Below are 20,277 nucleotides of genomic sequence, written 5' to 3' on the forward strand. Positions count from 1 at the left end.
ATTTTCGGTACGCGGAAACAGCCGGACACCGACGACACCTCGACGAAAACGGACCGACCCCCGTCGGCGCCTGCCGAGGGGATCGGTCCGCAGAAAACACGGACGAGGGCGGTCAGCCCTCGATGTCCCGGGGATCGCGGCTGCGGGGATAGGTGTTCTTCTCCCCGATCGTGCCGTCCTGCTTCTTGACCACGTGTTCGACGCCCCGGTCGGCCGCCATCTCGCGGCCCTGGGCCTGCGCGTCGGCCTTCACGTCATGCGTGCTGCTGGCCCGCTCGTTGCCCTCCGGCTTGTTCTTCCACTGCCCGTCCTCGTGGTACGTGTCGACGTCACCCTTAGCCATGGCCAGCTCCTCCCTGCGCGTCCGAACTGTTCCCCGAATCAGTGCCCCGAGACGCGCCGGGCAAACCGCCGTCCTCACGAGACGGCCGGGCAGTTGTTGCTCACCCGCCGCAGAATCTGTTCACGGTCGTCGGTGGTGATCCCCGACGGCTCACCGTCGAAGTAGGTCTCGACCTTCTCCCAGCCGCGCCGCTGCTCGTAGTGCAGGTGCGGGGCACCGGAGTTGCCGGTGCTGCCGAGTTTCCCGATCTGCTCACCCTGGGCGACCTTCTGACCCACAGCGACCAGCGGCGGTTCGAGCAGGTGCAGGTACTGCGTCTCCCACTTGCCGCCGTGATCGATCTTCACCCAGTAACCGCCGCCGCGCCCGCGTGGACCCTCTGGGTTCTCCGGGGTACGACCACCGAGCGACCCGTTGATGCCGGCCACGGTGACCGTTCCGGCATAGGACGCGAGGACCGGACGCCCCCACGCCTCGCCCTCGATCGGGAAGAAGTCGACGTCGTAGTCGTCGTGGCCGGGATAGGTGCTGAGCTGCCAGGTCTCGTCGCAGGCGACCGGCATCTGGAACAGCGGACGCGGACCCGCCGGTCGCAGCATCGGCACCACGACCAACGCGACGCCGAGGACGGCTGCCACCGCGACGAGCGCGAGGAGAACGAGGAGGATGCGGCTTCGCGGGCGGCGGTGGGTGCGGGCTCTGGCGGGGCGGCCGGTCGTCACCGGCCCGAGCATGGCAGACGCCGACAACGTCGCGGCTCCGGGTCGCCCCCAGATGGGTCGCCCCCGAATCGGAGACATTGCAGTCGCATCGTAAACGAGCTACGGTCGAGCGCAATGCAGTCGTATTGCAACGAGAGTGGGCTCCCCGATGCACGTGATCCCGTTGTCCCAGGTGACCACCGAGATGCTCGACCTGGTCGGCGGTAAGGCCGCCGGGCTGGGCGAGCTGATCCGGCGGGGCGAACGGGTTCCCGAGGGCTTCTGCGTCACCACCGAGGCGTACCGGCTCGGCGTGATACCCACCGCCGAGGTCGCCGCCGCCTACGAACGGCTCGGGGCGGGCCCGGTCGCGGTGCGTTCCAGCGCCACAGCTGAGGACCTGCCCGACGCGAGCTTCGCCGGACAGCAGGACACAGTGCTCGACGTGGTCGGCACCACCCAGCTGATCGCCGCCATCGAGAAGTGCTGGGATTCGCTGCACAGCGACCGCGCCACCGCCTACCGCGACGCCCGCCAGATCGACCACCGGCAGGTGCGGATGGCCGTCGTGGTGCAACGCATGATCACGCCCCGGGCGGCCGGGGTGCTGTTCACAGCGAACCCGCTCACCGGACGTCGCGACGAGATGGCTGTGGATGCGGCTCCGGGTGTCGGTACGACAGTGGTGGACGGCGCGGCGACAGTTGACCACTACGTCCTCGACGGTGTCGTCCGGGACGACACCGGATGCCTGACGTCCGCGCACCTGGCCGACCTGCGCGCCACCGGCGAGCGACTCCAGGCCCACTTCGGCTGCCCGCAGGACATCGAGTGGGCGATCGACGCGCACGACGTCCAGTGGCTCCTCCAGTGCCGACCGATCACCAGCCTGTTTCCACAGCCGCCCGCCACCGACAAACCTCTCCCCCGGGTCTACCTCGAGTTCGGTCACGTCCAGGGCATGCGGCAGCCGGTCACCCCGATGGGCATGGCGACCCTGCGGACACAGATCGCCGCCATGCTGGCGTCGCTGGGGGTGCGGGTCGAGATCGTCGACATCGGTGGACGGCTCTACGGTGACCTGACGGACCTGGCTCGGGACCGGTCGTCCCGCAAGCGGCTGGTCAAGCTCCTGGCTGTCGACTTCGGGCCACGCGCCCAGGCGGTGATGCAGCACGTGCTTGCCGATCCCCGCTTCGCCCCGACCAGCGGCGGCGCCCGGCGCGGCGGAGCGCCGACGGCCGCGTCGCTGCGGACGGCCCGGCGGGCGGTGGTGGGGATCCTGCGGTCCCTGGCCCGTCCCGACACCGCGCGGATCCGGATGTTCGAGGCGATCGAGCAGATGAGGACACGATCGGCCGCCCCGGCCGACCTGAGTTCCGCCGCCGACCGGCTGCGCTTCGTACAGGCACGGCACGCCGACGCCGACGACAGCGCCGACGCGATCATGTGGCCGATCGTCGCGGGGATGCTCGCCGCCGCGCTGCCGGCCGCGCTGCTCAAGGGCATCGCCGGCCCGGACGAGATCCACACCGTGCTGGGCGGCATGCCGCACAACGTCACCATCGAGATGGACCTGGCACTGTGGCGGCTCGCCCAGAGCGCGGGCGACCACCGTCAGCTCCTCCTCGACACACCGCCGGCTGAGCTGGCCGCGCGCCACCTGCGCGGAACCCTGCCCGACATCGGCATGACCGCCTTCCTGGACGTCTACGGTCACCGGGGCGTCGCCGAGGTCGACCTCGGCGTACCGCGCTGGGAGGAAGACCCCACTCCGGTCTTCGCTGCGGTCGCGAACTACCTCCGGGTCACCGATCCACAGCAGGGCCCCGACCGACGCTTCCAACGGGCCGCCTCCGCAGCGGAGACAGCTCTGCAGGAGCTGACCCGGCGGGCCCGCCGCCGGCGGCCGGTGCGGGGCACCATCGCCGCCTTCCTGCTGCGCCGGGCACGGTCCCTGGCCGGCCTGCGCGAGGCTGGCAAGTTCGCCGGGCTCTACCCCCTGCGCGAGACGCGCCGTCAACTGCTGCTCGTCGGCGCCGACCTGCGCGACTCCGGGATGCTGGACCAGCCCGACGACATCATGTTCCTGACTCTCGACGAGGTGCACAGCGCCGTACACCAGGGGGTTGATCCGCGTGCGACAGTCACCGCCCGACGGGCCGTGCACCGGCGGGAACTACGGCGCGCGGCGGTGCCCGTGGCGCTGCTCTCCGACGGCACGGATGTCGAGGCCGTCCTGCCGGCGGCGCCCTCCGGCGACGGGACGCTGACCGGCGTGGGCGCGTCGGCGGGCCGGGTGACCGGCCCCGCACGGGTCGTCCACGACCCGCGCACCGCCCACATCGAGCCCGGCGACGTCCTGGTGGCCGCGACCACCGACCCCGGCTGGACGCCGCTGTTCCTCACCGCCGCGGCGCTGGTCACCGAGACCGGCGCGATCATGGCGCACGGCCCGACGGTGGCCCGCGAGTACGGCATCCCCGCCGTCATCTGCGTCCCCGACGTCACCCGGACGATCCGCACGGGGCAGGTCGTCACAGTGGACGGCGCCGCCGGCACCGTCACGCTCCACTGACCGTCGACAGCTACCGAGAAGGACGACCATGAGCGACACGAAGGCCCCGACCAGGGCACGGGTGGGCCCGCTGCTGCGTCGCGCGGCGCGGGCCGAGGCGGCGACGTGGCGCAGCCTGTACGTGTGGGCGCGACGCCGCCCGCTGCCGCTGGCTCCCGGCGACGAGCCGTTCGGCTACCTCGGCGTGGTCAAGCCGATCCTGGGCATCTTCATCGGCCTGTCGGCAGTGGAGATCCCAATCTTCGATGTCGTCGTCACCCACGTGGTGCCCTGGCGGCCCGCCCGTTGGATCGTGCTCGGCCTCGGCGTCTGGGGTCTGCTCTGGATGATCGGCCTGTACGCCAGCATGACCATCCACCCCCACGTCGTGGGCGACCGGGGCCTGCGGGTACGGCTCAGCTCCGGCATCGACGTCTTCGTCCCGTGGACGGACGTCGAGGCGCTGCGCAAGCGTTACCGCTCGCTGCCGTCGAGCAGGTCGGTGCAGGTCGAGCAGGAGGGCGACCGGCGGGTGGTGTCCATCTCGGTCGGCAGCCAGACGAGCATCGACGTCCTGCTGCGCCGGCCGATGACCTTCGACCTGCCGAAGGGCGGATCCGTGCCGACGAACGAGCTGCGACTGTACGCCGACGACCCCGACGGCCTCCTGCGCAGCGCCCGGGGCACCCCCACGAGCAACACCGTCAGCCGGTAACCACCGCCGCTGGCGGGGTGTCCGGGTCACCCACTGTGAAACGATCGAGGCCATGCCCAAGAAGGTCGATCACCAGGAGCGACGCACCCTCATCGCGGACGCGTTGATGCGGGTCGCCGCGGACCAAGGGCTGGAGGCCGTCAGCCTCCGACACGTGGCCGCCGCGGCCGGCGTGTCCGCCGGGATGGTCCAGCACTACTTCCGGACCAAGGACGAGATGATGGCGTTCGCGTTGAGCGTCGTACGCGAGCGCAGCCAGGTCCGGGTCACCGACGCGGTGGCCCGGCTGGGCGAGAACCCGCCGCCTCGGCTGCTGCTGCGGACCCTGCTCGCCGCCCTGCTGCCCCTCGACGAGCACACCCGCGACGACGGGCGGGTGGCGCTCGCGTTCCTCGCGTACACCGCGGTGCGACCGGCCGCCGCGACCGGCCTCCGTGAGGGCACCCGGCAGCTCACCGAGTTCGTCGCCGGCGTCCTGCCCGCCGGCCGGGGCGACGCCGCCGCGGCCGGCCTGCTGGCGCTGATGGAAGGGCTGGGTGTCTACCTGCTCGGCGGGCAGTACACCGCCGAGCAGGCGCTGGGCGCGCTCGACGCCCACCTGGACCTGCTCTTCGGCTCGTCGCCCGCCTGAGCGGTCATGGGAGTACCGCGCCTCAGCAGCGCGGCACGTTCGGGATGTACCCGTCGTAGCCGGTGAGCACGTACGCGTCGGAGACGTAGCGGTTGGTGCCGATCCGGTTCCAGACTGCCGTCGTGCCGTACGGGCCGGTCACAGTGCTGCCGACGGCCTGACAGTAGACGGCGACGGCAGCACCGCCGGCGACGGATCCGACGACCGGATAGTTGGCTCCGGGGCCGGAACGGACGTTCAGGGTGCTCGCGCTGGTGCTCACCGTGCCGGACCCGACTCCGGTGATCCCGTTCACCAACTGCAGGTAGTAGGTCCAGTTCCAGTTCGGGCCCGGGTCGGTGTGGGTCGCGCCGGGCACCTCGTTGTGCCCGATGATGTGCGCCCGGTCCTTCGGGATGCCGTACTTCGTGGCGAGGCTGCGGGTGAGCGCGGCGGAGGCACGGTACATCGCGTCGGTGAGCCAGGCGGCGTTGTCGACGAACCCCTCGTGCTCGATGCCGATCGACTGGGTGTTGTACGTCCAGTTGCCGGCGTGCCAGGCGATGTCCTTCTCCCGCACCGACTGGGTGACAGCCCCGTCGGAGGACCGGAACGTGTAGTGCGCGCTGGCCTGGGCGGCCGGATTCTGGAACCAGCCGACGGTGCCGGAGTACGAGCCCTGCGCGGTGTGGATGACGATGCGGTTCACCTGGTGACTGCCCGGTCGACTGGCCACCGTGTAGTTGCTGGTGCTGGCCGGTGCCCAGGCGGCCGGCCCGTAGTCCGTGCTGAGGGTGCCGACCCCGCCGGGCACTACGACGCGCTCCAGGCCGCCGGCCGCGCTCGGTGCGCCGCCGTTCATGTCCAGGCGCGACTCGGCGTACCCGAGTGCCACCAGCAGGTCCCGCGGTACGTCGTACCGTGCGGCGGCGGTGTCGAACGCGGTGGCCAGCGGGGCGGCCGACGCTGTTGTCCCGACGGGGTCGGCGATGGCTGGTGACGCGCCCACGACGACTCCGGTCAGGGCGGTGGTCAGGGTGAGCAGGGCTCGAACGGACATCAGCGCTCCTTGCGGTGACTGAGGTCGGCGGCCCGTGGAGACCGCCGACCTCGGGGGCGGGCTCGTCAACACCAGCCGTTGACCGGACCGTTCACACCTGTCGACAGGTAGGCGTCGGACACCCAACTGCCGTCGCTCAACCGGTTCCAGAGCGCCGTGGTGCCATACCGCCCGGTGTGGGAGGTGCCGTTGGCGGAGCAGGAGATGGTGACAGTGGCGCCGTCGGCCACCGAGCCGAGCGAGCCGTAGCCGGTCCCCGGCCCTGCACGGCGGGTGAGCGTCCCGCCGCCGTTGGCGTCGACGACCCCCTGGTTGAAGCCGAGCGCGCCGTAGTTGTAAATACCCGCACCGGCACCGGCCCAGGCCGAACCGTGCCGCGCCCCGCCCTGGTAGGCGGCGGCGCCGTTGGCCAGCACCCACTTGCCGATGTCGTGCCCGGCGATCGGCACGTACGCGCTGTTCTGCCGCAGCCCGAAGTGGACGTGCCGGCCGTAGGCGGCTCCGCCGCAGGTGACGTCGGTGCCGGTGTTGCCCAGCACGGCACCTTGGCCGACGCTGGCACCGTTGACGGAGATGCTGTTCCAGAGGTGGTAGTAGTCGGTCGAGTAGCCCCGGTCGTGGATGACCCGGATCCACCCCTGGCACATCGTGTACGCGGCTCCGGCCCGGGCGGCGCGAACCACCTGGTCACCACCGGCCAGGTCCACCGAGCTGTACGGCGACTCGCTTCCACCCCAGCCGTGTGGGCCGCTGGTGAGCGTCCACGTCTGGCCCACACCGAAGGGCAGTGCCATGCCGGTCCGGTAGTCCCCGCCCGCGTACATCGGGGTGGGGGTGGTGGTGAGCACGTCCCTCTCCTGGCTGGTCGTCAGGGGCGACTCGGAGGCCAGTGCGCCGAAGGCGGCCTCGCCGTCGAAGGCGATTCGCCAGCCGGCGGGCTCGGATCGGGCGATGAAGATCGAGCCGGTCGGGTGGGCGCCCTCCTGGCGGGGTGCGAGCGCGACGGCGGTGCCGAACGCCCACCGGCCGCTGGTGCGGCTGACGGTGACCCGGGTCTCCGGTCGCGCGGCGCTGGACATCTGGACGGTGCCGAGCAGCTTGGCGGTCACCGCGTCGGTGAGCGCCGGGGTGACGGCTGCGGAGGCGGCGCTGGGCGCGGCCCCGATCAGGCCCGTGACCATCAGCAGGACTGCGGCTGTGCCGCCGGCCAGTCGTCGACCGTGTCTCATCGCGCCCTCCCAATAAAGAGACGAACGTAAATGTTGACGCCGATTGTTGTGTAGCAAATCATCGAAGTCAACGCGGCTGTCGAAGGTTTTCTACAGACCCCGATTTCGCGCATCGTCCGCCGGGCAGGGTGACCGACCGGCGAGGATGAGCCGATGAGCCGCGCCCTTCGGTCCCGGCCGGTGCCGGTCGAGGAGGCGCACCGGGCCACGACCTTCGAGATCTTCTTCGACCTGGTCCTGGTGTTCGCGCTGACCCGGCTGATCGGTTTCATGGCGGAGTCGCTGGGGCCGCTCACCCTGTACCAGGGGCTGCTGCTCCTGCTCTGGTTCTGGTACGCGTGGAGTTGCTACGCGTGGCTCGGCAACCAGGTACGCGCGGACACCGGGCTCGTGCTGGCCGGGATGCTCGCGGCGATGGCCGCCATCTTCGTGGCCGCGCTGGTGATCCCGGAGGCCTGGCAGCGCCACGACGGCACGTTGAGCCCACCGCTCACCCTGGCCATCGCCTACCTCGTGGTCCGCGGCCTGCACCTCACCCTGATGTTCTACGCCTCATCCGGCAACCCGCAGTACCGCCGGCAGGCCTGGCGCTTCGCCGTGACGACCACCCTCGCCTGGATCCCGCTGCTGCTGGGAGCCGTCCTCGGTGGGACCGCGCAGACCGTGCTGTGGACCGTCGCGTTCCTCGTCGACTACGGCGGCGGCCGGATCGCCACCGCCGCCAGCTTCGGCGAGGTCCGCAGCGGGTCACACTTCGCCGAACGTCACGGCCTGGTGCTGATCATCGTGCTCGGTGAGTCCCTGCTGTCGGCCGGCGCGGGCGTGGGTTCCGTCGTGATCGGTTGGCCGGTGCTGCTGGCCTCGGTGCTCAGCTTCGCCGCGACCGTGTGCCTGTGGTGGCTCTACTTCGTGGGCGGCGCACCGGCCGCCGCCGAGGCGCTGACGGCGGCCTCACCGCGCTCCCGACGCCGCCAACAGCTGGCGTCGGACGCGTACACGTTGGCGCACCTGCCGATGGTCGCCGGGGTCGTCTCCTTCGCCCTGGGCATCCACCTGTGTCTCGACGGTCTGGCCGACGAGGCACGACCAGGCGACGACAACGCCGTTTCGATGGGTTGGGCCCCGGCGACAGTGCTCTACGGCGGGGTAGCGCTCTATCTTGTCGGCCGTTTCCTGTTCCTCCGGCTGACAGTGCGTACGCCGCCGAGTCAACTCGTCGCGGTCATCGTGCTGCTCCTGCTGGTGCCCGTGGCCCGGGTCCTCCCCGCGTTGGCCGCCCTGGGGCTGCTCGCGGCTCTGCTCACCACGATCGTCAGCTACGAGAGGCTGGCGGGACGGGCACGGACCGGCTGACGACGAGGCAAGCCCGTGCAGCGCGGGCCGCCTCGACGAGGATTGTGCGATTCCGTCGGGCGTGGCACTCTGCGGACGCGGTACGGGGAGGGCGGGTGCAGATGTTGACCATCCACGACATGTCTGTCGGCTACGGCGAGGATCGAACAGTTCTCCGGGACGTGTCGGTGACGGTCCGCCCCGGCCGGATCCTGGCGCTGACCGGTTCGTCCGGTGCCGGCAAGAGCACCCTGCTCAACGCGATGGCCGGGCTGCTGCGCCCACGCGACGGAGTGGTGCGCGTCGACGGGCAGCCGCTGCGCGATCGCGACCACGCGGTCGAGCACCGGATCGTCCTCGTCCCGCAGGACAACGGTCTGGCCCCGATCCTCACCGCCGCCGAGAACCTTCAGGTGGCGCTCGTGGCCGACGGCGTGACGCCACCCGAGGCCCGTCGGCAGACCACCGCGATGCTGGATCTGCTGGGCCTCGCCGGCCAGGCCGACCAACTCGTCGAAGAGCTGTCCGGTGGCCAACAGCAGCGGACCGCGGTCGCCCGCGGCCTGGCCCTGCGCGGAGGCGTGTTGCTCGCCGACGAGGTGACCAGCGAGCTGGACGCGGGCAACCGGCAACGCGTTCTGGACCTGTTGCACGACGAGGCGCGGCGGGGCGCGGCCGTCGTGTTCGCCACCCACGACCCGGAGGTGGCCGCCGCCTGCGAAGCGGAGCTGCACCTCGTCGAGGGTCGGGCGGAGGTCCTGCGCGACTGAGGAGCCCCGACAACCGACAGGGCTCGGTGCGTTCGCACGGGACGGCGGGCCGTCGGCCCGGCCGATACCCTCGGCACCAATGCTGACCGTCATCTGGGGCGCGATCGCGGCCCGCCGGGTGCAGGCCCTGGCGGTGCTCCTGCTCACTGTGCTCGCGAGCGCGGCCGCCGCGGCCGCGCCGAGCTATGTCGCCGCCGCCGGCCAGGCCCTGGCCCGCTACGAGGCGTCCAGGGCAACGCCGAACGAGCTTCGGCTGCGACTCGCCGAACCCGTCGAATATCCGGGGATGCCCGGCGACCCCGCGCGGACCCCGTTCGCCGACAAGGTGAGGCAGCTGACGCCAGCCGGGTTCGAGGTCGTCCTGGGTGCGCAGAGCAGCGGCGTCGCCGCCGGCCGTTCCGGAAGGGTGACCTCGAGCCTGGTCTTCCGCGCGGGGGTCTGCGAGCGGGTCACCCTGTCCGGCGCCTGCCCCCGGGCCACTCCACGGGGGCAGGCCCCCGAGGTCATGGTCAGCACCCAGACCGCCGCGCGTCTCGGTGTCGCCGTCGGCGACCAGTTCACCTTCGGCGTGGTGCCGGTGCGGGTAGCCGGCGTCTACCAACCACTGGACGTGACAGATCCGTTCTGGCTGGGCGCGGAATACATTCGGCCCGCCGCGGCGGGCCCGTCCAGCACTCCGGCCGTGGGGAGCGCGGAGGACGCCATCTTCACCGCCGAGGCCGCGCCCCTGACCGACGACGATGCGATCCTGCATCGCTCGATTGCCGACCTCTACGTCACCGAGCACCTGCTCGACACCCGTTCCGCTTCGGACCTGCGGACCGCTGTCGCGGTGGTGACGCGGGACGGGAGCAGCGCGGGCCTCGGGGGCGGCAGCAGCCTGTCCCTTCTACTCGACCGAGTGGCCCTGCAACGTGGGCAGTTGGCCGACGGCGTGACGCTGGGCGCCGGGCTGCTCGTCCTGCTCTGCTGGCTGGTCCTGTTCGTCGCGGTCAGTTCGGCGGCGGATCAGCGCCGACCGGAGCAGGGCCTGCTCCTGCTTCGCGGGGTGCAGCGCCGACGGCTGTGGGCGCTGGCGATCGGCGAGCACGCCGTACCCGTGTTGATCGCGATCCCCCTCGGCTGCCTGGGCGGCGTCGCCGCCGCCACACTGCTCGCCGCGCACACCCTTCCGGCCCGGGCCGACGTCGCAGTGGACGCCACCGTGATCGGCTTCGCCGCCGTCGGCGCGGTCGGCGCGCTCGCCGCGGTGCTGCTTGCCCAGCTTCGGATGTTGTCCGGTTCGGTCGTCGACCTGCTGCGTCGGGTTCCCGCACGGACCCGCGGCTGGCGGGCGACCATCGGTGACGTCGTCGCGGTGTCCGTCGCCGTGGCCGCCGTGGTGCAGTTACGCTCCGGCGGATCGCCCACCGGACTGGCCCTGGTGGCACCGGTCGCCGGGGCGCTTGCCGCAGGTGTGCTGCTGGCCCGGGTCGCGATGATCATCGGCGCGGCGGCGGGCGCGGCGCTCCTGGCGCGCGGGCGGACAGCCACCGGTCTCGCCCTGGTGCAGGTGGCCCGACAACCCCGCTTCCGGCCCCTGATCGCGCTTCTCACAGTGGTCGTCGCGATGCTCGCCTTCACCGCCGCGACGAGCGAGGTCGCCTCGGCCGCCTACACCGACCGGGCAGTTGTCGAGGTCGGCGCGCCGCGCGTGGTCCAGGTCGACGCGACGTCCCGTTCGCACCTGTTGAAGGCCGTGCGGACGGCCGATCCCGAGGGTCGCTTCGCGATGGCCGCAGTGGTGACGAGCGTGTCCTCCGCGGCCGGCACACCGCTACTCGCTGTGGACTCCGACCGGCTGGCGACGGTGGCAGCGCCGCATCCGTCCTACGGCGTGTCCCTGACGGACGTCGCACGGAAGATCCACCCGGCCGCGCCCGGGGAGCCGGTGTACTTCCGGGGGCAACTGCTCGACATGGTCCTCTCCGCCAGCTTCGACGCCGAGGCCTTCGCCGGTAACAAGGTTCGCCTCGCGGTCACTGTGGCCAGCGCCAACGGCACCCGGGTGGTCGCCTCCCTCAAGGACGTCGAGCCCGTCCGCCAGGCTTACCCATTCCAGGTGCCCGAGTGCGCGCAGGAATGCCGTCTGATCAAGATCGAGATCGTCGCTCCAGTGGTCTCCCGCCAACTGGAGGTCCACTTCGAGGAGTTACGCAGCAGCGACGAGGACGGCGGACGCGAGATGGTGGTGCTGACCGGCGCGCAGTTCGCCGACCTGACGCGGTGGCGGCTGTCTGACACGAGCACCACCCGCGCGAGCGCGACGACCACGGCGATGGTCCTCACCGTGGACGAGAACCGGCGGGCGACACCGGCCGGCATCAGTGTCGTCGACGCGCCGTTTCCGCTGCCGGGCTACCTGACCGGATCGACGGGGACCCCGCTCGGCGGGGCCCACCCGTACGACGGCGTCGACGGCACACCGACCACGGCATCCGTCCAGGGCCTGGCCGATCGGCTGCCGCGACTTGGTGGCACCGGTCTGGTCGTCGACCTGGAGTACGCGGATCGCCTCGCCGTCGCCAGCCAGAACGGCAGTGAGGAGGTCTGGTTGACGTCGTCGGCACCCGCCGACGTCCTCGACCGGCTTCGCGCCCAGGGTCTGGTCATCACAGCCGATCGGACGACCGCCGCCGTACGACAGGAATTCGACCGGCAGGGTGCCGCGCTGGCCCTGCGCTTCAACCTGTTCGCCGCGCTGGCCGGGGTGCTGATCGGGGCGGCCGGCCTGGTCGCGATGGCGGCGGCCGAGCAGCGTACCCGGGTGGCCATGTTGGTGGCGCTGCGCCGGCAGGGGCTGCCGCCACGAGCGGTGCGGGGCGGTTACGGGTGGCCGGTCGCCGTCGCCGCAGTGTCGGGCGGTCTCGTCACAGTGATGATCTGGCTGCTCACCCGGGGTGGGCAGCGCCTGTTCAGTGACGGCCGCTCGCCGGTTCCGTTGCCCGACTGGCCGGACGTCGGCCGGCTGCTGTTGTTCACGGTGCCGACCATCACGCTGTTCGCCCTCACCGCGCTCGTGCTCGGTCGGGTCGTCGCCGCCTCGGTGCGCCGCCGGAGCAGCCGATGACCATCGAGCCGCAGGAGCCGCCGACCGCCGTGCGGCCGGCCGGGGGCGTGGCCGTCACCTGCCACCGGCTCATCCACATCTACCCCACCGGCACCGGTGACGTCGTCGCGCTCTCCGGTGTGGACCTGCGGATCGCACCGGGCGAAATGCTGGCGCTGGTGGGGCCGTCCGGCTCGGGAAAGTCCACTCTGGTGGCGATCCTCGGCGGGCTCATGCAACCGTCCGCCGGGCGCGTGCACGTGGGCGACCACGAGCTGTCCCGGCTCTCGGCCAAGGGCTTGGCGGCCCTTCGCGGGGCCACGGTCGGCACGGTGCTCCAGGGCGCCGAACGCAACCTGCTGCCGTACGTGTCGCTGGCGCGCAACGTCTGGTTGGCGCAGCGACCTGCGGCACGCATCGCCGGACGCCGGCTCGATCCGCCGGAGGCGATCCTGGACCTCGTCGGTCTCGGCGGCGCCAGCGCGCGGCGGGTGGGCGACCTGACTCCGGGGCAGCGTCAGCGGGCAGCTCTGGCGCAGGGGCTCGCGGCCGGGCCCGGGCTGCTCCTGGTCGACGAGCCGACCAGCCAGCTCGACGCGTCCGGTCGCGACGAGGTGCTCGCGGCGCTGGCCACCGTCAACGCGGAGCGCGGCACCACAGTGGTCGTGGTGACCCATGACGGCGAGGTGGGTGCCCGGTTGGGCCGCGCCGTCACGATCCGGGACGGTCGCGTCGGGGCCGAGGGGCGGGACGGGCGGGACTTCGCCGTGGTGGCCGGCGACGGCACGATCCAGTTGCCACCCGAGACGCTGGCCGGCTTCCCGGCCGGAACGCTCTTCGAGGTCGACCACACCGACCAGTTGGTGACTCTGCGCGCCGTGGCCACCCCGTCGTCCGGCGGCGCGGACGACGGGGTGGCGAGAGTCGGCGACGAGCCCGACCACGCAGGCTGAACGGGCCCGGCCGGCTCAGTGGGTCGGGGTGCCCCGCGCCTTGAGTCGGCGCAGTTCGTCGGCGGACATCAGCCAGGTGGAGTTCGTCGTACCGAGGCCGAGGAGCACCTGGTCGAAGGTGTTCCCGTCGTTGTCGTCGGTGTAGCAGACGCTCACCTCTCCCCACGGGGACGCGGCGAGCGCGACGTGTTCCTGGCGCCCGGTCGTGGTCTGGCTCAGTGCCTGGGCGGCCAGCCGGCCGTCGACAGTGCCGTCGGGATTGAGGCCCCGGGCCCAGACGTCCGGGTTGGCGCCCGACACGGTCCAGCCCACCACGGCGTTGTCCTGGTCGTCGATGCCCACGCTGGGCACGATGGCGCCGGTACCTGTGGAGACCTCGACCTCCCCGTGCCGGGCCGAACCGGCCGCGGTGAACGACCGGGCCCAGACACCCCGGGTGCCGGTGTGGTCGGATTCCCAGCCGACGGTGAAGTCACCGGCGAAGTTCGCCGCGACCGAGGCACGTTGCTGCTGGCCGCCGCTCTGCGCGTTGGCAGTCCGCCGGGACAGCACCACCGCGCCGTTGGACCGGGCCAGGCGGGTCAGCCCGATGTTGTACGACCCGTTCGCGTCGGCGTCCTCGTCCCAGACCACGAGTGCCTCCCCGGACGCCGACACCGTCACGTCGGGGCGGTGGTGCGTTCCGGTCGTCTGTGAGGCCGTCACCTCGTACCCCTTGGTGGTGGGCGCGGTGAAACCGGCGGCCTTGACGGTGGCGGGTGCGGTTCCCTGCACGTCCTCCCAGGCGACGGTGAAGCCGATGGCGGCGGTGGTGGGCGAGCCGTCCGGGTCGACGCCGACCTTCGGCCAGATCTGCTGCCCGGCGTCGGAGGCGTTGGCCTGACCCGAGCCGAGCACCGCCCCGGTCGGCGAGACCACGCGGTACTGGATGTTGTAGACGCCGTTGCCGTCGCCGTCGGCGGCCCAGACCACCACGGCGTTGCCCTTGTCGTCGAGCCCGACGTCCGGGCTGATGTGCCGCCAGGCGGCCCCGCTGGTGCCGCCGTTGGAGAGCTTCAGCTCGTAGCCGGGGGTGCCGTCGCGGAACAGTCGCAGGTAGATCTCGCTGTGGGTGTCGTCCTCGGGCGCGCTGCTGTCCCGGTCGTCCTCCCACACCACAGCGACCTGACCGTTGCGGTTCATGGCGATGGAGGGCAGGTCCTGGTCGCCGGTGGCGACGCTGTTCGCGGTGGTCCAGGTGACCGCCTCGGCGGTCATGGCGGTCGGGGCCGGTGCCAGGTTCGGGACCAGCAGGGATGCGGTGAGCAGTGCGGTGATCGCGGTCATGGTGGCTCTCCCTTACCCGGCCTGGAGGCCGGGCTGGCCGTCGAGGATCACGAACGAACGCACCGTGGACGCCGCCGCGCCGTGCTCGGTCACCGTGTTCAGCGCGCGGAAGTCCGCGCGGACCTGGCTGCGACTGATCGTGGTACGCACGTAGCCTCGCCGGTCCGAGTGGAACTTCAGGTGCGGGTTGGTCGCCGCGTTCGGGATGGTGGTGCTGCCGGTGCCGTTGCCGGCGGAGGTGATCGAGGTACAGACCAGTTCGGTGCCGATGGTCGCGGACGACGGGTTGGCGTAGTCGGCCTTGAGCTCGTTCGCCCACGACTTGTGGACGTCGCCGGTGAGCACCAGCGGGTTGCGTACCCCGCGCTGCTGCCAGCCGGTCTGGATGCGGCTGCGGGAGGCGCGGTAGCCGTCCCAGGCGTCCATGCTGGCCGCCCCTGCGGCGTCGAACTGACGGGCGAAGAAGACCTGCTGGCCGAGGATGTCCCAGGTGCCGTAGTGCTGGGCCAACCCGTCGAGCAGCCACGCCTCCTGGGTAGCCCCGGTCAGCGACCGGGAGGTCAGGTCCGCGTCGGCGCACACCTTCCAGCCGTCGCCGCACGCCTGGTCGTCGCGGAACTGCCGGGTGTCGAGCATGTGGAAGGTGGCGAGCTGTCCCCACCGGACGCGTCGGTACAGCGGGATGCTGTTGCCGCTCGAAGCGGAGGCCGGTCGCAGCGGCATGTTCTCGTAGTACGCCCGGTACGCGGCGGTCCGCCGTGCGGTCCACTGCGCGGCGGTCAGCGTGGGGCTGCTGTCGTTGCGGACCATGTTGGCGTAGTTGTTCTCCACCTCGTGGTCGTCCGGCACCACCAGCCAGGGTGCCGCCGCGTGCGCTGCCTGCAGGTCCGGGTCGGACTTGTAGAGCGCGTACCGGCGGCGGTAGTCGGCCAGCGACACGATCTCGGCGCCGACGTGCTGCCGCACCGCCGAGGTGTTGACACCTCCCTCGTAGATGTAGTCCCCGAGGTGCAGGATCAGCCCGGGGTTGTCCTCGGCCATCCGCCGGTACGCGGTGTAGTAGCCGGCCTCGTAGTGCGCGCACGACGCGAACGCCATCACCAGGTCGCGGCCGAAGGAGCTGGGCGCCGGGGCGGTCCGGGTCCGCCCGACCGGCGAGATCTGGCCCTGGGCCCGGAACCGGTAGTAGTAGTCGGAGTCGGCGGCGAGCCCTCCCGCGATCGCGTGCACCGAGTGCGCGTCGGCGTAGCGGGCGACCACCGAGCCGGAGGCGACCAGCGAGGTGAACCGGTCGGTAGTGGACACCTGCCACTCGACTGTCACGTCGGCGTTGGCCATGCCGCCCTGCCCGTCGGCGTTGAGCGGCGACGGTGCCAGCCGGGTCCAGAGGACCACGCTGTCGGGCGCCGGGTCACCGGACGCCACACCGAGCTTGAAGGGGTACGGCACCGCGGCGCGGGCACCCTGACGGGGTGTCACCGCCACTCCGGCGGCGGCGAGTCCACTGAGGACGAAGATGCGACGGCTGAGCCTTGTCATGGTCAGCAGCCTCGAGAACGTCGATGAACGGCGATGGGTGCGGCGCGGAATCCCACATGACGGAATGCTGTCCGCGCCAAGGCGGTCAGGTGTCCTGACCGCCCGACGAGGCCGGACCGTCAGGTCAGCGGGGACGGCGACTCGGCGCCGGGGATCACCAGCTTCGGCGCGCCGGACCCGTCCGCCGGGACGCTCCACACGTCCGGCCGACCGTCGTCCTGCCGCAGCGTGTAGGCCAGCGTGCCGCCGTCCAGCCAGGCGGCCTGGTCGTCGACGCTCGTCGTCTCGGCTGTCGCGGTGACCCGCATGGTCGCCAGGTCGAGGACCGAGAGCCGCCAGCCCTTCACCGGATCGGCGTCGACGGCCTCCTTGAACGCGAGCCGGGTGCCGTCCGGTGACAGCGAGGGGCACTCGACGTTCTCCTTCATCGTCTCGACAGTGCGGGCGGCGACGTCACCCCGGACGAGGTACCTCTTGCCCCCGGTCGACATGGTCGCGTAGAAGCGGTTGTCGTCGGCGGTGAAGGTGACACCCCAGTAGTTGACGTCCGGGTGGCGGTAGCGCCGGCCGTCCTTCGTGATCGCGAACTCCTCCAGCGAGGCGACAGTGGCACCACTGCGGGTGTCGAGGATTCCGGTGCGGGTGGAGAAGCCGCTGGAGGTGTAGGAGTCGCCGCCGACGAACGTCGTCCAGGAGACCATCCGTCCGCTGGCCGAGACCCGGGCCCGGTTCGGCAGACCCGGCACGCTGATCGTCCGGGTCTCGCGCAACGCGGCGTCGAGCACGACCATCTGGTACGACCACGCGGTCTCCGGCTTCAGGCAGACGCCGGTGCCGGCGGCGGCGTACACCCGGAGGCATTCCAGACCGGCGACGGTACGCGGCCCGCTGGGGTCGGCCGCGGCGACGGTCGAGACGTGCCGGTCGGTGATCGCCAGCAGGCGCGGGCCGGATGTCAGGGTGACCGCCTGGTCGCCGGTGGCGGGAGGCGGCGTCGGTGCGGTTTCCGCCGCCGTGGCCACGTAGCCGGCCGCCACACCGCCCAGCAGCACTGCCGAGGCGATCACCACGCCGAGTTTCGCCCGGGTCGACATCGCGGTCATCGGGGCACCTTCCGAGTGGTCAGGCGGGACGGGGAGATCAGCAGAAGCAGCGTGAGGACCAGGACCCCGGCGACGGCTGCGGCCGCCGCGCGAATCGCGGTGTCCGGCCCGAACGCCTGCCAGGCGAGACCGAACAGGACCGAGGAGACGAGGTACGCCAGGGCCTGCCCGGTCTGCACGAGAGCGATCCCGGTGGTCCGCAGCCGCGCTGGCAGGACCGGCCCGGCGAGCGCGATGAGCACGCCGTCGGTGGCCGCGTAGAACGCGCCGTAGAGCGTCAGCGTCAGCACGATCAGCGGCCAACCGTCGACCGGGCCGGCCAGCAGCAGGTACGTGGCGCCGAGGGCGGTGTAGCCGCCGATCACCACGGGCAGTCGGCCGATCCGGTCGGCGAGGACACCGAGCGGGGCGGCGAGCAGCAGGTAGGCCAGGCTGGTGCCCACCGCGAGCAACGGGAACCAGCGCAGGCCGAGGTCCTCCCGACGCTGCAATAGCAGGTAGACGAACCCGTCGCCGATGGTGGCCAGCCCGAGCATCGCCGCGGCCAGCACGAGTCGACGGGCCGGTCCGCCACGGAACAGCCCGAGAGCCTCCCGGACGGAGACCTTCACCTCGCCCTTCACCGCGCCCGGTGGCCGCTCCCGGACGAAGAGCACGAGGACGACCACCGCCAGGGCGGCGACGCAGAAGCTGGTGACGAACACCGCGTCGTACGACTGCCCGACGACCAGCAGAACCGCGAACGCGGCGAGCGGCCCGAGGAACGCTCCGAAGCTGTCCATCGCCCGGTGCACCCCGAACGCCCGACCCAACGCCTCGGGTGGGGTGGAGAGCGTGATCAGGGCGTCGCGCGGGGCGCTGCGGACACCCTTGCCGAGCCGGTCGACGGCGATCACGGCGCCGATCGCCGGTATCGACCGGCCGGCGAGCAGAAGCCCGAGCTTCGCGACCGCCGAGAGGGTGTACCCGAGGCCCGCGATCAGCTTGCGCCGTTGGAACCGGTCGGCGGCGTAGCCACCGACGACCCGCAGCAGCGCTGTCGCGCCAGTGTGGACGCCGTCGAGCACGCCGAACGCCACCGGGCTAAGTTGCAGGCCCAGCACCAGATAGAGCGGGAGGACGGCGGCCACCATCTCGGCCGAGACGTCGGTGATCAGACTGACCGTGCCGAGCGCTACGACGTTGCCGCTGACCATCGCCAACCGCCGGCGCCGCGGCCCCGATTCCGGTGACCCCGATTCCGGTCGGTCGGCGACCGGTCGGGAGACGGTCGTCAGGTACACGAGCATCTCCTCAGGTCGGAAGCTGACGGTCAGCCATCGTGGCGACTGAGCGGAGAGGCGGCAAGGGTCCGTCGGGGACAGCCAGACGTGCGTCGGGTGAACATACGACAAACATCGAGATGTTTCACTGCCTGAGCGTACTGTTCATACGACCGTGGCCCTTCGGACCGTCGACTCTCCTACATTCCTTGCGCTCTTCCCACGATGTGAAGGAGTCCTGGATGGACATTCGATTCCCCCGTCCGTCGGTGACGCTGGGGGTGGTCACGGTGGTCCTCGCCGCGACCGCCGCCGTCGTCGTGACCGGCGCTGGCTCGGCGTCGGCGGCGAGCGTGACGTTCACGCCGGTCGCCGACACCTACGTCCAGAGCGACACGGCCTCCACCAACTACGGCACGTCCACGCAGATCGTGGTCGACAACTCCCCCGTACGGCGTTCGTTCCTGCGCTTCACGGTGAGCGGCGTCAGCGGCACGGTGACCAGCGCCAAGCTGCGGCTGCGCACGATCAGCGGCAACAGCGGCAGCGACGCCGGCGGCACGTTCCGCCGGATGTCCAACACGACCTGGTCGGAGACCGGCACCACCTGGAACAACCAGCCGACCATCGACGGCGCCACGCTCGGCACGGTCGGCGCGGTCAGCGGCAACACCTGGTACGAGGTCGACGTCACGGCTGCGGTGACCGGCAACGGCACGTACAGCTTCGGTGCGACCTCCACCAGCGGTGACGGCGCGTACTACGACACCCGCGAGAGCGGCGCGGACGCCCCGCAACTGGTGGTCACCACCGGGACCACGACCCCTCCGTCCGGCGACCCGGTGTTCGTCGGCGCTGGTGACATCGCCGACTCCGGTTCCGGCGACAGCGCCACTGCCGCGTTGCTCGACACCATCTCCGGCACGGTCTTCACCACCGGCGACAACGTGTACGACAGCGGCACCGCATCGCAGTTCAGCAACTACTACGAGCCCACCTGGGGGCGGCACAAGAGCCGCACCCGCCCGTCGCCGGGCAACCACGACTACAACACGTCGGGCGCGACCGGCTACTACAACTACTTCGGTACGTCCGCCGGCCCGAGCGGCCGCGGCTACTACTCGTTCGACCTCGGCAACTGGCACATCGTGTCGCTGAACTCGAACATCAGCATGTCGGCGGGCTCGACGCAGGAGCAGTGGCTGCGTGCCGACCTGGCCGCCACCAGCAAACCGTGCACATTGGCGTACTGGCACCACCCGCTGTTCACGTCCAGCTCCAACCACGCGCCGTCGACGTCGACGCGCCCGCTGTACCAGGCGCTCTACGACTACAACGCCGACGTCGTGGTGTGGGGCCACAACCACGTGTACGAGCGGTTCGCGCCGATGAACCCCTCCGGCGGCGCCGACGCCAGTCGGGGTCTGCGCAGCTTCGTCGCCGGCATGGGTGGCGCGAGCCACTACGGCTTCGGCACCATCCAGCCCAACAGCGAGGCCCGCAACAGCTCGGCGTGGGGCGTTCTGAAGTTCACCCTGCACTCCGGCAGCTACGACTGGCAGTTCGTGCCGGTGGCCGGGCAGACCTACAGCGACAGCGGCACCGGCAACTGCCACTGACCGCGCGATCCCGCTGCACCGTTCGCGGTGCAGCGGGATCCCCTCCCACCCGTCCCGCCCGCTCCCTCCC

At 71.5% G+C, this 20,277-nt stretch carries 16 protein-coding genes; 8 read left to right on the forward strand and 8 right to left on the reverse strand.

Going from position 1 to position 20,277, the window contains the following annotated elements; genetic code table 11:
* Positions 1-112: 112 nt before the first annotated feature.
* Together FHU34_RS24530 and FHU34_RS24535 are read right to left on the reverse strand one after the other, a co-directional pair.
* The gene (locus FHU34_RS24530; protein ID WP_088990612.1) at positions 113-343 is read right to left on the reverse strand and encodes a DUF2188 domain-containing protein; all 231 of its coding nucleotides are present in this window, start codon (positions 341-343) and stop codon (positions 113-115) included.
* A gap of 74 nt (positions 344-417) precedes the next feature.
* A complete protein-coding gene (locus tag FHU34_RS24535) occupies positions 418-1,065 on the reverse strand; it encodes a M23 family metallopeptidase (protein ID WP_244311817.1) in 648 nt (215 codons plus the stop codon).
* Positions 1,066-1,213: 148 nt separating this feature from the next.
* Between FHU34_RS24535 and FHU34_RS24540 the strand changes: the two genes are divergently transcribed.
* Genes FHU34_RS24540 through FHU34_RS24550 form a run of 3 tightly spaced genes read left to right on the forward strand, consistent with a single transcriptional unit; the run spans position 1,214 to position 4,947 of the window.
* On the forward strand, positions 1,214-3,622 hold the full coding sequence (locus FHU34_RS24540; RefSeq protein ID WP_145784485.1) for a PEP/pyruvate-binding domain-containing protein: 2,409 nt from the start codon (positions 1,214-1,216) through the stop codon (positions 3,620-3,622).
* Between the two features lie 28 nt (positions 3,623-3,650).
* Positions 3,651-4,316: a hypothetical protein gene (locus FHU34_RS24545; RefSeq protein ID WP_145784490.1), complete on the forward strand. Its 666-nt coding sequence runs from the start codon at positions 3,651-3,653 to the stop codon at positions 4,314-4,316.
* A 52-nt stretch (positions 4,317-4,368) separates the two neighbouring features.
* On the forward strand, positions 4,369-4,947 hold the full coding sequence (locus FHU34_RS24550; protein WP_145784494.1) for a TetR/AcrR family transcriptional regulator: 579 nt from the start codon (positions 4,369-4,371) through the stop codon (positions 4,945-4,947).
* Positions 4,948-4,969: 22 nt separating this feature from the next.
* Here the strand turns inward: FHU34_RS24550 and FHU34_RS24555 are convergent, their stop codons facing one another.
* Together FHU34_RS24555 and FHU34_RS24560 are read right to left on the reverse strand one after the other, a co-directional pair.
* Positions 4,970-5,986 carry a peptidoglycan recognition protein family protein gene (locus FHU34_RS24555; RefSeq protein ID WP_145784496.1) on the reverse strand — a complete coding sequence of 339 codons (1,017 nt, stop codon included), beginning with the start codon at positions 5,984-5,986 and terminating at the stop codon, positions 4,970-4,972.
* A gap of 65 nt (positions 5,987-6,051) precedes the next feature.
* On the reverse strand, positions 6,052-7,215 hold the full coding sequence (locus tag FHU34_RS24560) for a peptidoglycan DD-metalloendopeptidase family protein (RefSeq protein WP_244311818.1): 1,164 nt from the start codon (positions 7,213-7,215) through the stop codon (positions 6,052-6,054).
* Between the two features lie 153 nt (positions 7,216-7,368).
* On the opposite strand from FHU34_RS24560, the gene FHU34_RS24565 reads away from it, so the two are divergent.
* From FHU34_RS24565 to FHU34_RS24580, 4 genes are all read left to right on the forward strand, one after another.
* The gene (locus tag FHU34_RS24565; RefSeq protein ID WP_145784499.1) at positions 7,369-8,568 is read left to right on the forward strand and encodes a low temperature requirement protein A; all 1,200 of its coding nucleotides are present in this window, start codon (positions 7,369-7,371) and stop codon (positions 8,566-8,568) included.
* A 101-nt stretch (positions 8,569-8,669) separates the two neighbouring features.
* Positions 8,670-9,317 (forward strand): ABC transporter ATP-binding protein, encoded by a 648-nt coding sequence (locus tag FHU34_RS24570; protein WP_145785785.1) that lies wholly within the window; start codon positions 8,670-8,672, stop codon positions 9,315-9,317.
* A gap of 79 nt (positions 9,318-9,396) precedes the next feature.
* Positions 9,397-12,426 (forward strand): FtsX-like permease family protein, encoded by a 3,030-nt coding sequence (locus FHU34_RS24575; protein WP_145784501.1) that lies wholly within the window; start codon positions 9,397-9,399, stop codon positions 12,424-12,426.
* Complete coding sequence (locus FHU34_RS24580) at positions 12,423-13,358, forward strand: ABC transporter ATP-binding protein (RefSeq protein ID WP_145784503.1); 936 nt, start codon at positions 12,423-12,425, stop codon at positions 13,356-13,358. Before FHU34_RS24575 ends, FHU34_RS24580 begins: the two co-directional genes overlap by 4 nt.
* A 15-nt stretch (positions 13,359-13,373) precedes the next feature.
* On the opposite strand, the gene FHU34_RS24585 is transcribed toward FHU34_RS24580, so the two are convergent.
* The 4 genes from FHU34_RS24585 to FHU34_RS24600 form a co-directional block, all read right to left on the reverse strand.
* A complete protein-coding gene (locus FHU34_RS24585) occupies positions 13,374-14,684 on the reverse strand; it encodes a hypothetical protein (protein ID WP_145784505.1) in 1,311 nt (436 codons plus the stop codon).
* Positions 14,685-14,696: 12 nt separating this feature from the next.
* On the reverse strand, positions 14,697-16,223 hold the full coding sequence (locus tag FHU34_RS24590) for an alkaline phosphatase D family protein (RefSeq protein ID WP_145784507.1): 1,527 nt from the start codon (positions 16,221-16,223) through the stop codon (positions 14,697-14,699).
* Between the two features lie 119 nt (positions 16,224-16,342).
* Complete coding sequence (locus FHU34_RS24595) at positions 16,343-17,326, reverse strand: TolB family protein (protein ID WP_145784510.1); 984 nt, start codon at positions 17,324-17,326, stop codon at positions 16,343-16,345.
* Entirely contained in the window at positions 17,323-18,609 is a 1,287-nt protein-coding gene (locus tag FHU34_RS24600) for an MFS transporter (protein ID WP_244311819.1), read from the reverse strand. The genes FHU34_RS24595 and FHU34_RS24600 overlap by 4 nt, the downstream gene beginning before the upstream one ends.
* Before the next feature lie 221 nt (positions 18,610-18,830).
* Between FHU34_RS24600 and FHU34_RS24605 the strand changes: the two genes are divergently transcribed.
* Positions 18,831-20,207: a CBM96 family carbohydrate-binding protein gene (locus tag FHU34_RS24605; RefSeq protein ID WP_145784514.1), complete on the forward strand. Its 1,377-nt coding sequence runs from the start codon at positions 18,831-18,833 to the stop codon at positions 20,205-20,207.
* Positions 20,208-20,277 lie beyond the last annotated feature (70 nt).

Origin of the sequence: Micromonospora taraxaci (assembly GCF_007830095.1) — a bacterium.
In the GTDB taxonomy this organism is placed as follows: domain Bacteria; phylum Actinomycetota; class Actinomycetes; order Mycobacteriales; family Micromonosporaceae; genus Micromonospora; species Micromonospora taraxaci.

Excerpts from the sequence above, each read along its gene's own strand:
- FHU34_RS24530 (WP_088990612.1), bottom strand. The coding sequence starts at position 343 with ATGGCTAAGGGTGACGTCGACACGTACCACGAGGACGGGCAGTGGAAG.
- FHU34_RS24540 (WP_145784485.1), top strand. The coding sequence starts at position 1,214 with ATGCACGTGATCCCGTTGTCCCAGGTGACCACCGAGATGCTCGACCTG.
- FHU34_RS24545 (WP_145784490.1), top strand. The coding sequence starts at position 3,651 with ATGAGCGACACGAAGGCCCCGACCAGGGCACGGGTGGGCCCGCTGCTG.
- FHU34_RS24550 (WP_145784494.1), top strand. The coding sequence starts at position 4,369 with ATGCCCAAGAAGGTCGATCACCAGGAGCGACGCACCCTCATCGCGGAC.
- FHU34_RS24555 (WP_145784496.1), bottom strand. The coding sequence starts at position 5,986 with ATGTCCGTTCGAGCCCTGCTCACCCTGACCACCGCCCTGACCGGAGTC.
- FHU34_RS24560 (WP_244311818.1), bottom strand. The coding sequence starts at position 7,215 with ATGAGACACGGTCGACGACTGGCCGGCGGCACAGCCGCAGTCCTGCTG.
- FHU34_RS24565 (WP_145784499.1), top strand. The coding sequence starts at position 7,369 with ATGAGCCGCGCCCTTCGGTCCCGGCCGGTGCCGGTCGAGGAGGCGCAC.
- FHU34_RS24570 (WP_145785785.1), top strand. The coding sequence starts at position 8,670 with ATGTTGACCATCCACGACATGTCTGTCGGCTACGGCGAGGATCGAACA.
- FHU34_RS24575 (WP_145784501.1), top strand. The coding sequence starts at position 9,397 with ATGCTGACCGTCATCTGGGGCGCGATCGCGGCCCGCCGGGTGCAGGCC.
- FHU34_RS24580 (WP_145784503.1), top strand. The coding sequence starts at position 12,423 with ATGACCATCGAGCCGCAGGAGCCGCCGACCGCCGTGCGGCCGGCCGGG.
- FHU34_RS24585 (WP_145784505.1), bottom strand. The coding sequence starts at position 14,684 with ATGACCGCGATCACCGCACTGCTCACCGCATCCCTGCTGGTCCCGAAC.
- FHU34_RS24590 (WP_145784507.1), bottom strand. The coding sequence starts at position 16,223 with ATGACAAGGCTCAGCCGTCGCATCTTCGTCCTCAGTGGACTCGCCGCC.
- FHU34_RS24595 (WP_145784510.1), bottom strand. The coding sequence starts at position 17,326 with ATGACCGCGATGTCGACCCGGGCGAAACTCGGCGTGGTGATCGCCTCG.
- FHU34_RS24605 (WP_145784514.1), top strand. The coding sequence starts at position 18,831 with ATGGACATTCGATTCCCCCGTCCGTCGGTGACGCTGGGGGTGGTCACG.